We start from the raw sequence: 12,289 nt of genomic DNA on the forward strand, positions 1-12,289 counted from the left end.
TTCTCCCCTAACGCAAGCGGCAAATGGCCTGGGCGATCTTGTCCAGCGCCATCACTTCATCGGCGGCCCCAAGCTTGATGGCCTCTTTGGGCATGCCGAACACCACGCAGCTCTCCTCATCCTGCGCGATGGTACCGGCACCGGCGTCGTGCATTTCTTTCAAGCCTTTCGCGCCGTCATCCCCCATGCCGGTCATGATGATGCCCAAGGCGTTCTTGCCGGCGAATTTCGCGGCGGAACGGAACAGCACATCCACCGAAGGTTTGTGCCGGCTGACCAGCGGCCCGTCCACCACCTCCACCTGATAGAAGGCTCCGCTGCGCTTGATCATCATGTGCTTGCCGCCAGGCGCGATGAGCGCGCGGCCCGGCAGGATGCGGTCGCGGTCCTCCGCTTCCTTGACCTCGATCTGCGACAGGCGGTTGAGCCGGTCGGCGAACGACGCGGTGAACTTTTCCGGCATATGCTGGACGATCGCCAGGCCGGGGCACGTTCGGGGGAGCGTGGTCAGAATGGCTTCCAGCGCCTGGGTGCCGCCCGTCGAGGTGCCGATGGCGACAATGCGCTCTGTCGTCTGCACCATCGCGGCGTTGCCCGGCGAAGCGGCTTCGAGAATGACGTCCGCGGACAATTTCGGCCGCGCATCGCTGATCGAAGGCGTAGAGGGCAAAGAGCGCACCCGGTTCATTCGCGCCATCGACGCGGCCTTGACGGCATTGACCAGGGTATTGCCGCTGTCTTGCAGGAACTGCCGCACACCACTGGTCGGCTTGGCGACCACTTCGATCGCGCCGGCCGCCATGGCCTGCATGGTGGTTTCCGTACCCTTCTGAGTCAGCGACGAACAGATCACGACCGGCGTGGGCCGGGTCTGCATCAATTGCTTGAGAAAAGTGATGCCGTCCATGCGCGGCATTTCCACATCGAGCACGATCACATCGGGCCATTGCGCTTTCATTTTTTCCATGGCCATGATCGGGTCGGTCGCCGTGCCGATCACCTTGATGCCCGGCGACTGCTCGAGGACTTCGCTGAGCACTTGCCGCACCACGGCCGAATCGTCCACCACCATTACATTGATTGTCATGGTCCCCATCCTTGTCGAGTCCTGTCATGCATCCCTGAAAAACGCCAGCTCCCCTTCCAGCCGTCCGACCTGACGCTCCAGCTCGGTGGCCATGTCGTGAATTTGCGCCGCGTGGTCGCAGTTGCCCGATGACGCCCCGACCATGCCGCGCAAGGTCTCGTCAAGACCGGTTACCCGCGCCGCCTGACCGTTCGCCGCCCGATCCATCGCCGCCAACCGGTCGGCCAATTCACCGGCATCGACGGCCCCGCGCGTCAGGAACCCTCCCGTCGCGCGCATGCCGCCAAGCGCCGCCGACAGCAGCTCCTCGACTTCGATCACAGCGGCCGCCGTGGATTCGGCGATATCGCGAACATTGCCCGCCACCACATGCAGGCCATCGCCGGCGGAGCGCGCCGCCGCGGCTTCGACGGCGGCGTTGAGTGCCAGCAACCGGGTTTGCCTCGCCAGAGCGCCGATGGCGCGCACACGCTCGGACATGGCGGCCAGCGAATCGAGTGCGCGCGACACCGCCTCTTCCCCTTCGGCGGCGCCCTGAGCCGCTTCATCGGAAAACAACGCACTTCGGCGCAACGTCTCGCGGGACAAATCAAAAGAGCGGCCCAAATGATCGAGCGCCGTGGACAGCGCGGCAAACCCGGCGCTCGCCTCGATGGCGGCCAGATTGGCCTCCGAGGCGGCCCGCTCGGAGCGGTCGGCCAGCGCACGCACCACCGATAGCATCCGCCGGGCTTCGCCGACGATCCGCCGCCAGCGTTGCGCAACCTCGCTCACTCCGGCCATGACAGAGCCGGGCCGGACGCACCCGTCATCTTCCGGCAACCGCCCGTCGGCGAGCATGAGCATCCGCGCCAATAGTGTTTCAAGCGGACCGCCCAGCGTCCGCAACAAAAACCGCCGGCACGCCCACCACGCGGCAAGCCCGCTGAGCACACCGGCCGCCAGCAGCGCAATGAGCCACCCCGTCAGCGTCGCGCGCGTCGCGATCACCGCCTCCTCCGCCTGACTGCGGGCCTCATACGCGGTCCCCACCAGACGGCGCAGCGGCGCGGACAGGGTTTCGCTCTGCCCCTGCACATGCAGCACATAAACCCGCATGGCGTCATCACGCTCCCCCCGGGCGGCCATGCCGACCATTTCATCGATAACCGGCAGCAGGCCGGCCGCGGCGGCCTTCGCGTCCAGTTCATCCCGGCTCCACGCGGCCAGCGCCGCCCGCCCGGCGATCACCGCATGCAGCCTGTCCTGGGCATCGAGCAGGCGTTGCCGGCAGAGGCGGTAATGGGACACCACCTGTGCCAGACGGGAGGGGTCCCGCTCCGTCAGCGCATCCCGGTAACTGCCGCGCAAGGCGAACAATGCGTCTTGCACGGCCTGAACCCGGGGAAAAGGCTCCGAGGCGACCCAGGCCGCCTGCTCGCGCTTCGTCTCGACGCGATCGAGGGCGCCCCAGGCCATCACGGCGCACAGCGCGGTCAAGACGGCCAGCCAACCGAACACCAGACCAAGCCACAGGCCGATCGGCAATTTTCGCGTCATCCCTCGCCCTCTGCGCAGGCTTCGGCCAGCAGCACCATTTCTTCGAACGACAAGGCCTTGTCCGCCGCGAGAAGAATCACGAACCGTCCGTCGAGCCTGGCCATCCCGGCGATGAAATCGAGCCGGATATCGGCACCGAACGACGGTGCCGGCTCGATGTCCGCGGCATCGACGTCCCTTACTTCATAAACACTGTCGACAATGATGCCCAAGTGGCGCAACCGACCGCCCTCGCGCGGCTCCATGACGATCGTGCAGCTGCGGCGCTTCACCTGGGTGGATTCCAGCCCGAAACGGCGCGCAAGGTCGATCACCGGCACCACCTCTCCGCGAAGATTCATCACCCCGAGAATGAAATCGGGGGTCATCGGAATCGGAGTGGGCGCAACGAACTGTATGATTTCCCTCACCTCGCGGATATCCACGCCGAACACGTCCCGCCCCAACTGGAAAGTCAGGTACTGTCCGGTCTCCCGACCACCCGCCATAACGTTCGTCGTTTCCATCAGGACCCCGTCTCTGCCTGCCCCAGATGGAAGAAACTCATCATCGCCTGCAAGTGTTCAGCCTGGTTGTTCATCTCCGCCGCGGTGGCCGCCAGCTCCTCGCTGGCCGATGCGTTATGCTGGGTGGACGCGTTCAACTGCTGGATCGCGCCGGTGATATGCGATACACCCGTCGCCTGCTCACCCGACGCCGCAGTGATTTCCTGCACCAGGTCGGCGGTTTTCATGCTGGAGCGGACAATTTCGTTCAACAGCTCGCCAGCGCGCTCGGCCAGCCGGACACTGCCGTCCGCCACATCAATGATGTCGCGCGCCGCCACCTGGCTGCGCTCGGCGAGCTTGCGCACTTCCGCGGCTACCACGGCGAAGCCCCGCCCGTGCTCGCCGGCCCGCGCCGCCTCGATGGCGGCATTAAGCGCCAGCAGATTGGTCTGGTAGGCGATATCGTCGATGATGCCGATTTTTTCCGCGATTTGCCGCATGGCCGAAACGGTCTGGCCCACGGCCTGACCGCCTTCCCCCGCCTCGTGGGCCGCTTTGCTCGCCATCGCGTCGGTGACGCGCGCATTATCGTTAGTATGGCTGATCGCGGCGGTCATCTCCTCAAGCGACGAGGTGGTCTGCTCCAGCCCCGACGACGATTCGCTGGCCGACTGCGAGAGCGCCTGGGACGTGGCGCTGACTTGCCACGACGCCGCCGCCAGACTGTCGGCCGACGACTTGACCTGAGTAATCACCTCGCGCAATTTGGCAAGCATCCGCGCCATCGTGGCGACCAGGCTCTGGGTATCGCCGGGTCGCACACGCACATCCACATCCAGCCGCCCCTCGGCCATCGAACGCATGATCGAGGCCACATAGGCGGGCTCCCCGCCCAGCCTGCGCTGCAAGTAACGCAAGAGTCCCAGCGAGATCAGCACGGCCAGCCCGATGGAGACCAGCACCAGCGCGATCAGCACCCAGCGGGCGGAATCCAGAATACCCCCCACGCGCTCTTCGGCCCGGGTATTCAGGCCGTTTTCGAATTCGGCGATATCCTTGAGCGCCACCGTCAGGCGCTGCGTCGCGGGAACGACTTCTTCGGTCTGGGTTTTCAGGGCGGCTTCGTACTCATTGCGCAACGCCTGTCCCATCATCTTTTCGGTGGCGGCGAAGGCCGGCGCGGCGGAGGAACGGATCCGCGCCATCAGGTCCCGCTCACGATCCGTGGTGGCCGGGTCATCGCGGAACACCCCGTCCAATTGATCGAGCTGCACCGCGAAGCGCTGCCGGTATTCGCCATAGCGCACCTGCTCCCGCTGCTTGTGATCGTTGTCGAGAAACAGCAGCGTGGTACGGGCCGACAGCTTCATTTCCTGACAGGCGTCCAGCAACGCCCCCGCCAGCCGCCCCTCCTCATTGTTCACATGCATGCCGGACACGGCATCCCGTATCGTGGTCAAGGCCAACAACGCGGACGACACACTCAGGACCATCAGCAGGATCATTCCCGCAAATCCCCATCCCAGCCGGGCCGCGACTGTCATTGGTGTTTTCGCCATGCCCATGCACTCCTTTTTGAGTAATTACTGCATTTTTGCCGGTTGCGAACCCGGCGATTCGGCAACGCTGTACTGGCGCGCCGAGGCGGCGACGGCCATGGCGATCAGCGCCGACACGTCGAGAATCAGGGCGACATCGCCATTGCCCAGGATGGTCGACCCGCTCAGCGCCTTCAGATGGCGGAACAGCTCTCCCAAAGGCTTGACCACGATCTGGCACTCCCCTTCCAGCTCATCGACGACCAATCCCGCGCGTTGCTCACCAAACCGCACCACCACCAGATTGCGGCGTCTGGCGCGCGGCCCGGACACGCCGAAAAACGCCGACAGCACAATAATGGGGAGAATCTCTCCGCGCAGGTCGTGACAACCGAACGATCCGGCAGGAAATCCCTCCCCGGTCAACTCGGCGCACTCCACCACCCGCTCGAGCGGGATCACGAATGCGCTGCCGGCCACCTTCACCAGGAATCCATCGATAATGGCCAACGTCAGCGGCAGCCTGAGGCGGAACGTTGTTCCTTCGCCCTCCCGGGAAGCGATATCGATGGTACCGCGCAACTCATCGATCACCTGGCGCACGGCATCCATGCCGACACCTCGCCCCGAGCGTGTCGTGACCTGCTCGGCCGTTGAAAATCCCGGCAGGAAAATCAGCGAAAACACTTCCGTATCGCCCGGAGAATCCGCGACGCCCACCAGCCCGCGTTCACGGGCCCGCGCGAGGATCCGCTCACGATCCAGCCCCGCCCCGTCGTCGCTCACCTCGATGACAATACTGCCCGCCTCATGGCGGGCGGCGAGACGCACATGCCCGATCGCGGGCTTGCCGCTGCGCTCGCGCGCGTCGGCAGGCTCGATGCCATGATCGATGGCGTTGCGCACCAAGTGCGTCAGCGGCTCTCCCAGCCGGTCGACCATGGATTTGTCAAGTTCGGTCTCGCTCCCCTGCAATTCAAGGTGCACGGGCTTGCCGGTTTCCGACGACAAGTCCCTCGCCAAGCGCGGAAAACGCCCGAAAATCTCGCCGATTTCAATCATGCGCATACCGAGCACCCGGGTGCGGATGGCATCGACCAGCGAAACCAGGCATTCGGTTGTTTCCCTGAGCGCCGGATCTTCGTGACGAAACGCCATCAAAGACGCGGCGGAGCTCGCGATCACCAGCTCGCCGACCAAATCGATCACCTGATCGATGCGCGAAGCCTCCACTTTGACCCAGCGCGACGCCGGCACCGGACGGCTCGCGGCGACCGGTTCGTCGTCCGCGGGCCGCGCGGCAACCTCCGGCAAAGCCTCCGTCGCCACGGCGGAAGCGTCCGGCTCGATACGAATATCGCTAGCGTCCGACAGAAAGCCGAACGCGCCGCGCAACACATCGACGGAAGCGTCCGAGTGAAGCACGATCGTGAAAACGAGGTAACAGGAGGTCGGATCGAACGCATCGCCGCCAGGCATTTGCGACATGTCAGCATCGACTGAAACAATATCGCCCAAGGTCGCGAGATACCCGAAAATATCCGTCGGCTCCATGCCTTCGCGGAACACGCTCCGGTCGAACGCGGCATGGATGCGCCACAAGGTTGCGGCGGCGCCTTTCACCTCGCCCCCGGCTAACGGCGTCGCACCTTCCTGCAGCGCCGCCAGCCGGGCGCGCAAAACCTCTCCCTGCGCTTCGTCGATCGGCTCATGCGCCGCCCATTGACCGATCACGGCCTTGACGTGGTCATGGCAATCCAGCAAAACGCCGGTCACGGCCTCGCCGAGCGCGAGATCGCCATCGCGGATCCGGTCGAGCACGGTTTCGGCTTCATGGGCGAAGGCCGCCAGATACCCGAAGCCGAAAATCCCCGCCGATCCCTTGATGGTGTGCATGGCGCGAAACAACGCGTTCAGTTCGTCCGATCCGAGCGGCCGGTCGGCCGCGCCCACCAGCAGGGACTCCATCTCGGCGAGCAATTCGGTCGATTCTTCAAGAAACGCCGCCAGAGCCCGTTCAAGATCCATCGCTCACTCCCTTGCCCAGGCCCAGCATCGCCATTGTTTCGATCACACGGGCCGGAGGAGAGTCCAGGGTGACGGCACGGCCGGTCAGCCGGCCTTCGCGCTGCAGCCAGGCCAGCAATTGCGCGCCCGCGGTATCGATTTCCCCGACATCGCCAAGCTCCACGATCAGCGCCTGCCCCTTCCCCCATCGATCCCGGCATTGGTCAAGAAAATCCCCGACCGTGGCCAGTGTCAGCGAGGCCGGCGCCCGGCTGCGAGCAATGTCGTCCAAAAGCGCCCCCGTTGGAAAAGACAGCACAGCAAAAACCATCCACTTACATAAGGTTTAGGATATGTGAATGCCACTGGCAAGACAGGTAATCAATGCGGCATCACGGAGCACCGGGTTTTTGTTACCATACCGCCATCGCGATACCGTCTATCAGAAAACGTCAAATGGCCAAACTGTTTTACCGATACGCTGCCATGAACAGCGGCAAAAGCACGCAGCTGCTGCAAATCGCCAATAACTACGAGAGCATGGGTAAACAGGTCGCGCTGTACACGGCGCAAATCGACAACCGGTACGGCGAGGGTGTGATCACCTCGCGGCTGAACATTCAGCGCGCGGCGCTGACATTCAGCGCCGACACCCGCTTCGAAGCGGACAGGCATGCCGGAATCGCCTGCATTCTGATCGACGAGGCGCAATTTCTGACGCCCGAGCAGGTACGGCAGCTGCATCGCATCGCCCACTTGGACAATATTCCGGTGATCTGCTTCGGACTGAGGTCGGATTTTCGGGGGGAGCCGTTCCCGGGAGCGGCATGGCTGCTGTCGCTGGCCGAGGACGTCGAGGAAATCAAGACGATCTGCCCGTGTGGGCGCAAAGCGACCATGCATATCCGCACGGACGACAGCGGCAGGCGTGTGAACGAGGGGCCGCAAGTGGAAATCGGCGGAGAGGCCCGCTACAGGGCGGTCTGCGCCAAATGCTTTTACCGTGGGGAATGATGGAGGCGGCAGACGCCGCCACGTCATATTACTGGAACAGTTGCGGAACCTTGTGGGCGACCTGCTCGCGGATCATGCCGAGCGCGCCTTCCAGCGCGCGCCGCACCTGCGAGCGCATCACACCGTAGCTGACCTGGTAGCCGCAGTGGCGGCACACCAGAATATCGGATTCCCCCGGCGCGGCGGGAGCATCGATATCCGTCGAGCAGCAGTGGGGGCAGATAAGAAAAGGGGCTTTGCTTGCCATGTTCGGGCCTTGATTCATGCCGGCGCATGTGGTGGGCTGCGCCGGTTCCTTTGCCAAAGACATGATTTGTATTGTATAGGGCATGGCCCCAGCGTCAACCCAAATCCTACCGTTTTCCCCGCCGGTTTGCGTCATCTCAAGAGCAACACGCCGGGATTGCCGGTAGCGAACCCGAAAGCGGCATGTTGCAGCGATGACTCACTTTCCCTTCCTTTTTCTTGCCATTACATTTGATTAAGTACAAAATCAAAAAATCAAATCGGAAACCAGCGGAATCATGACCCAAGGCGGAAAACGCGCCGGCGCCGGACGCAAATCGGCGTATGGCGGCGACAAGACAGTGGCGATACGCATCCCCGAACCCTTGAAACCGGTGCTCGAGGCCTGGCTTGGCGAGTACCGCATCCTGCGCTCGGCTCGCGGCGGCGATATCGGCGATGTGCGCACCCTGGGCAGGGATCTTGACGCGATGTCGCTGCCATTGTTCGCCAGCCGGGTGCCCGCCGGCGCTCCGGTCGCCGGCGACGACATGAAAGAAGCGGATATCGACCTGAACGAGCACCTGGTCGCCCGCCCCGACAGCACGTTCATGGTCACCGTGCGCGGCCAGTCCATGCGCGACGCGGGCATCCAGGATGGCGACCTGCTGCTGGTCGACCGTTCCATCGAACCCAAATCCGGCAAGGTCGTCGTGGCTGTGCTGGATGGCGACGTCACCGTCAAGCGCCTGGATGTCACGGGCGACCGTGTCAGGCTTCTGCCCGAAAACCCCGAATATTCTCCGATCGATGTGCCGCCCGACTCCAGCTTCCTGATATGGGGCGTCGTGACGCGCGTCATTCATACCGTTGACTGAGGAGCCGCCAGATGAACACCGACACCCTGATCAAAATGAAATTCTCCGATTGGCGCCGGCTGCCGCGGGCGTTCCGCGTCGTCATCGAAGGCCAGCCGAAGGTCCTGGTTTCGCGGCCGGGGCGCGATTACTTCGTTCCCGTACAGTTTGTTTAAACCGGACTCGAGATCATTCATCACAACCTTTAGTGAATCTACGTAATGCGCAAACGGGTGTTTTGTGAGAAAATTCCTTCGCAATCAAGATAGTCCAGAGCAGATGTTTGTCCCCTGAATGCAGGACAAACAGAAAGGGAGTTCCATGAAATTTGTCCGTATCGTCGCCGCACTGATCCTCGCTTCCGTGTCGTGCCTGTCGTTCGCCAAGGCGACCGTCGTCCCGATCCTGAATGCCGAGATCAAGTCCAATGGCGCATGGAGCAGCAATCAGCTCACGCCTTACTGGAAAAAGACCCAGTTCTCCGTCACCACGGCCGGCAAGTACGACATTTCGTTCGATCTGACGCCGAAGAAAGGCTCCGAGAACTCGCTGATCGCGTCCTTGCAGAACACCCTCAGCTCGCTGACCGGCGGCGTCATCGGCAACCTGGCCAACGCCAATGTGGGCAGCAGCCTTTACCACCAAACGTTCACCGTGGACCTGACGCCCGGCAAGTACAGCTTCTACCTGGCCTTCACCAACGCCACACCGTGGAAGGGCGCGCTGAACGTCTCGCTCACGCCGACCGCCGCGGTGCCGGAACCGGAAACCTACGCCCTGATGGGACTGGGGATGGCCGCCGTGCTGCTGCGTCGCCGTCAGACCCGCAAGAACGCCATGCGCTGATTTTCCCGCAGACCGCAATCCTCATCGCCCCGGCCACGCCCGGGGCGATATCGTTTTTATCCCATCCACGCCAAAGCCGGCACCCGTCCCCTCCCTCCGCCTTTTCACCACACTCAGTGTTTCTACGCATTACAAATGCGTATTCAAAATGGAAAATAATCTCCTTCTTTACCGCAAGACCTCGCCATAAAGGACAAACCATGAAACTTGCCCGCGCTCTTGCTGTCATCGCCTTTCTGATCGCCCCCGCCCTGGCCTCGGCAAAACTCACCGTTCAGCCGATTGTCAACGAGTCCATCAAATCCTGGGGGGCATGGAGTTCCGCGGAATTGTTTCCGTTCTGGAGCAAGACCCTCTTTGAGGTAACGCATACGGGCAAGTACGACATCACCTTCGATCTGACACCAAAGAAGGGGTATGAGTCGTCCGCCATCGATTTATTGCACAACAGCATCACCTCGCTCTACACCGGAGGTTTTGCCTCCTATACGAATTTCGACCTGGGCAGCAGCCGCTACCACCGGACATTCACCCTCGATTTGCAACCGGGCATCTACAGCTATTACCTGGCCTTCACCAATCAGGATCTCTGGAAAGGCACGATCAACGTCAGCGCAGGCCTGCATACCCCCGCCGTCCCCGAGCCCGAAACCTACGTGCTGATGGGTATCGGACTGTCGGTCATTCTGCTGCGCCACCGAAAACCGCGCTAAGCCAGCCCAGTGCGTTTTAGCCCTAAGGCCGGATCAACGCCTTGAACGTCTGCAGCGACTCGGATTTGAGCACCAGGCCAAGGTTGTTCGGAATGGCACGCGCCGGGCATGACTCATCCAGCGGATGAAGCATCCCGGCGTACAACACCCCGAGCAGGGTGACGCCTTCCGGCCCCGCGCCCGCCGGCTCCCCCACCATCACCACCGGACTACCGCTCGCCCCGGGGAAACACGCGCAATCGATCAGGAAATCGGGGCGGCCCGCATAGTTCCGGTTCGGGCTGGTCGCGGCGAAACCGCGCCGCAACACGGGAAGGTTGTTCATTTCGTCCCAGATTCCGTCCGGATACCCCGGCATCAGCACGCTCTCGAGTCCTGTCAGGGCCGCCAGAATGGGAGGCGTCGGCAGGTTATTCTCTTCGAAAGCCGGGGTATAAAACCGCAGTCCGTGTCCGGCCGCATATTGCAGGATCGGCGCAAACGGCATGATAGAGATATCGAAACAAGCGTGAGGCCGCCAGAAAGAAGCGAACCGATCGAATACGACCCGTTCGCACCATCCCGTCAGCGGATCACCCTGCTCGTCGGCCCGAGTCAGCACAAACGCGCCCTGACAGGCGTCGCGAATGACGTGGGAGCAGGTCACGACCATCGGCGCGACCTGCCCGTCTTCCCACCGGTAGGTAAAGAAGAACGCGGTGCCCGTCACACACTCGCCCGACGTCTTCCGGCACTCCAGCCGCACGGTGGTGTGCCGCAAACGATCCACCAGTCCCAGCATCGCCCCCTTCTCCGCCGTTGTTTTCACCACTGTGGCGGCCTCTCGTCTTTCGGACAAGGCGGAGCGGCGCGCCGCTCCCGAAACGGGATCGGCGAATAAAAAAAACCCTCCGCAGGGAGGGCTCAAATCAAATCGGGGAAGTGAACGATCGGCGACGCGCCGATCGCACCATGCCTTGTTGACAAACAACTAGGACATTAGGCTATTTTATATGATTATCTTAAAAGCATAAATACGTAAATATACTTATCGTTCGGACAGCAAGGCCTCGATGCGCAGCGGATCCTCTTCCCGGCGAACCCGTTCGAACCATTCGCCCGCCTCGGGCCAAGTGCGCTTGAGTTGCCCGAGCCATTGTTTCAGGCGCGACGCGGGATAGCGCGACACCCCTCCTCGAGCCATGCACTGCCCGTAAAAATCCCGCACCCACGGCATCATTTCATGCCAGTCCATGGGCTCCTCGTCAAGCCCCGTCCGAGCGCGCTTGATCCGCATGGCCAGATCCGGGCAGGCGACCAGCCCGCGGCCGATCATGACTGTTTCGCATCCGCTCTCTCTCCGTATCGCCCGGTAGTCATCAAGGGTCCACACCTCTCCGTTGGCGACAACGGGAATCGTCACCGCTTCGCGGATTCGCGCGATCCAGTCCCAGTGCGCCGGAGGCCGGTAACCCTCGACCTTGGTTCGCCCATGGACGGTCAACTCATTCGCCCCCGCTTCGGCGATCGCACGCGCACAGTCCAGCGCCTGTGTCTTGTCTTCATACCCCAACCGCATTTTCGCGGTAACGGGAACATCGGCGGGCACCGCGCGCCGCACCGCGCTGACGATTTCATGCAACAATGGCGGTTCGGTCAGCAAAATGGCGCCGCCGCGATGACGGTTCACCGTGGGCGCCGGGCACCCGAAATTCAGATCGACACCCCGCGCGCCGAGCCTTGCGGCCAGTTCGGCATTCTCGGCAAGGCACATGGGGTCCGAGCCGAGAAGCTGGACGCGAAGCGGCGTGCCGGCCCGGGTTCGGGCGCCGTGGCGCAATTCCGGCGCCAGGCGGTGAAAGGTGCGGGGGGAATGCAGGTGGCTCGTGACACGCACGAACTCGGTCACACACAGATCGATTCCCCCGACCCGGGTGAGAATGTCGCGCATGATGTCGTCGACCAACCCCTCCATGGGCGCCAGTACCAGCTTCAT

General features: G+C 62.8%; 14 protein-coding genes. 5 read left to right on the plus strand and 9 right to left on the minus strand.

Annotation, left to right across the window (positions count from 1 at the left end; translation table 11 throughout):
* Positions 1-7: 7 nt before the first annotated feature.
* Genes JNO50_RS10280 through JNO50_RS10305 form a run of 6 tightly spaced genes read right to left on the minus strand, consistent with a single transcriptional unit; the run spans position 8 to position 6,951 of the window.
* Positions 8-1,087, minus strand: coding sequence for a protein-glutamate methylesterase/protein-glutamine glutaminase (locus tag JNO50_RS10280; protein ID WP_189532991.1), 1,080 nt, complete (start codon positions 1,085-1,087; stop codon positions 8-10).
* Between the two features lie 24 nt (positions 1,088-1,111).
* Positions 1,112-2,626, minus strand: coding sequence for a methyl-accepting chemotaxis protein (locus JNO50_RS10285; protein WP_189532993.1), 1,515 nt, complete (start codon positions 2,624-2,626; stop codon positions 1,112-1,114).
* Positions 2,623-3,132 carry a chemotaxis protein CheW gene (locus JNO50_RS10290; protein WP_189532995.1) on the minus strand — a complete coding sequence of 170 codons (510 nt, stop codon included), beginning with the start codon at positions 3,130-3,132 and terminating at the stop codon, positions 2,623-2,625. Before JNO50_RS10290 ends, JNO50_RS10285 begins: the two co-directional genes overlap by 4 nt.
* Entirely contained in the window at positions 3,132-4,673 is a 1,542-nt protein-coding gene (locus tag JNO50_RS10295) for a methyl-accepting chemotaxis protein (RefSeq protein WP_229804585.1), read from the minus strand. The genes JNO50_RS10290 and JNO50_RS10295 overlap by 1 nt, the downstream gene beginning before the upstream one ends.
* A gap of 24 nt (positions 4,674-4,697) precedes the next feature.
* Positions 4,698-6,680 (minus strand): chemotaxis protein CheA, encoded by a 1,983-nt coding sequence (locus JNO50_RS10300; protein ID WP_189532997.1) that lies wholly within the window; start codon positions 6,678-6,680, stop codon positions 4,698-4,700.
* Positions 6,670-6,951, minus strand: coding sequence for an STAS domain-containing protein (locus JNO50_RS10305; protein ID WP_189532999.1), 282 nt, complete (start codon positions 6,949-6,951; stop codon positions 6,670-6,672). Before JNO50_RS10305 ends, JNO50_RS10300 begins: the two co-directional genes overlap by 11 nt.
* A 164-nt stretch (positions 6,952-7,115) precedes the next feature.
* Between JNO50_RS10305 and JNO50_RS10310 the strand changes: the two genes are divergently transcribed.
* Entirely contained in the window at positions 7,116-7,673 is a 558-nt protein-coding gene (locus JNO50_RS10310) for a thymidine kinase (RefSeq protein WP_189533000.1), read from the plus strand.
* Between the two features lie 28 nt (positions 7,674-7,701).
* On the opposite strand, the gene JNO50_RS10315 is transcribed toward JNO50_RS10310, so the two are convergent.
* Entirely contained in the window at positions 7,702-7,920 is a 219-nt protein-coding gene (locus JNO50_RS10315; RefSeq protein ID WP_189533002.1) for a hypothetical protein, read from the minus strand.
* 277 nt (positions 7,921-8,197) lie between these two features.
* On the opposite strand from JNO50_RS10315, the gene JNO50_RS10320 reads away from it, so the two are divergent.
* The 4 genes from JNO50_RS10320 (at position 8,198) to JNO50_RS10335 (ending at position 10,314) form a co-directional block, all read left to right on the plus strand.
* The gene (locus JNO50_RS10320) at positions 8,198-8,776 is read left to right on the plus strand and encodes a LexA family protein (RefSeq protein ID WP_189533004.1); all 579 of its coding nucleotides are present in this window, start codon (positions 8,198-8,200) and stop codon (positions 8,774-8,776) included.
* Between the two features lie 11 nt (positions 8,777-8,787).
* Positions 8,788-8,931 carry a hypothetical protein gene (locus JNO50_RS10325; RefSeq protein WP_189533006.1) on the plus strand — a complete coding sequence of 48 codons (144 nt, stop codon included), beginning with the start codon at positions 8,788-8,790 and terminating at the stop codon, positions 8,929-8,931.
* A gap of 145 nt (positions 8,932-9,076) precedes the next feature.
* The gene (locus JNO50_RS10330) at positions 9,077-9,601 is read left to right on the plus strand and encodes a PEP-CTERM sorting domain-containing protein (RefSeq protein WP_215796335.1); all 525 of its coding nucleotides are present in this window, start codon (positions 9,077-9,079) and stop codon (positions 9,599-9,601) included.
* A 200-nt stretch (positions 9,602-9,801) separates the two neighbouring features.
* Entirely contained in the window at positions 9,802-10,314 is a 513-nt protein-coding gene (locus JNO50_RS10335; RefSeq protein ID WP_189533010.1) for a PEP-CTERM sorting domain-containing protein, read from the plus strand.
* 22 nt (positions 10,315-10,336) lie between these two features.
* Here the strand turns inward: JNO50_RS10335 and JNO50_RS10340 are convergent, their stop codons facing one another.
* Positions 10,337-11,122: a S1 family peptidase gene (locus JNO50_RS10340; RefSeq protein WP_189533012.1), complete on the minus strand. Its 786-nt coding sequence runs from the start codon at positions 11,120-11,122 to the stop codon at positions 10,337-10,339.
* A gap of 219 nt (positions 11,123-11,341) precedes the next feature.
* Positions 11,342-12,289 (minus strand): tRNA dihydrouridine synthase, encoded by a 948-nt coding sequence (locus tag JNO50_RS10345; RefSeq protein ID WP_189533014.1) that lies wholly within the window; start codon positions 12,287-12,289, stop codon positions 11,342-11,344.

The sequence above is a fragment of the Paludibacterium paludis genome, assembly GCF_018802605.1.
In the GTDB taxonomy this organism is placed as follows: Bacteria; Pseudomonadota; Gammaproteobacteria; order Burkholderiales; family Chromobacteriaceae; genus Paludibacterium; species Paludibacterium paludis.

Bases quoted from the DNA above. Each gene is read 5' to 3' on its own strand.
- JNO50_RS10335 (WP_189533010.1), top strand. From the start codon at position 9,802: ATGAAACTTGCCCGCGCTCTTGCTGTCATCGCCTTTCTGATCGCCCCC.
- JNO50_RS10310 (WP_189533000.1), top strand. From the start codon at position 7,116: ATGGCCAAACTGTTTTACCGATACGCTGCCATGAACAGCGGCAAAAGC.
- JNO50_RS10320 (WP_189533004.1), top strand. From the start codon at position 8,198: ATGACCCAAGGCGGAAAACGCGCCGGCGCCGGACGCAAATCGGCGTAT.
- JNO50_RS10300 (WP_189532997.1), bottom strand. From the start codon at position 6,680: ATGGATCTTGAACGGGCTCTGGCGGCGTTTCTTGAAGAATCGACCGAA.
- JNO50_RS10285 (WP_189532993.1), bottom strand. From the start codon at position 2,626: ATGACGCGAAAATTGCCGATCGGCCTGTGGCTTGGTCTGGTGTTCGGT.
- JNO50_RS10290 (WP_189532995.1), bottom strand. From the start codon at position 3,132: ATGGAAACGACGAACGTTATGGCGGGTGGTCGGGAGACCGGACAGTAC.
- JNO50_RS10345 (WP_189533014.1), bottom strand. From the start codon at position 12,289: ATGAAGCTGGTACTGGCGCCCATGGAGGGGTTGGTCGACGACATCATG.
- JNO50_RS10325 (WP_189533006.1), top strand. From the start codon at position 8,788: ATGAACACCGACACCCTGATCAAAATGAAATTCTCCGATTGGCGCCGG.
- JNO50_RS10330 (WP_215796335.1), top strand. From the start codon at position 9,077: ATGAAATTTGTCCGTATCGTCGCCGCACTGATCCTCGCTTCCGTGTCG.
- JNO50_RS10315 (WP_189533002.1), bottom strand. From the start codon at position 7,920: ATGGCAAGCAAAGCCCCTTTTCTTATCTGCCCCCACTGCTGCTCGACG.
- JNO50_RS10295 (WP_229804585.1), bottom strand. From the start codon at position 4,673: ATGGCGAAAACACCAATGACAGTCGCGGCCCGGCTGGGATGGGGATTT.
- JNO50_RS10280 (WP_189532991.1), bottom strand. From the start codon at position 1,087: ATGACAATCAATGTAATGGTGGTGGACGATTCGGCCGTGGTGCGGCAA.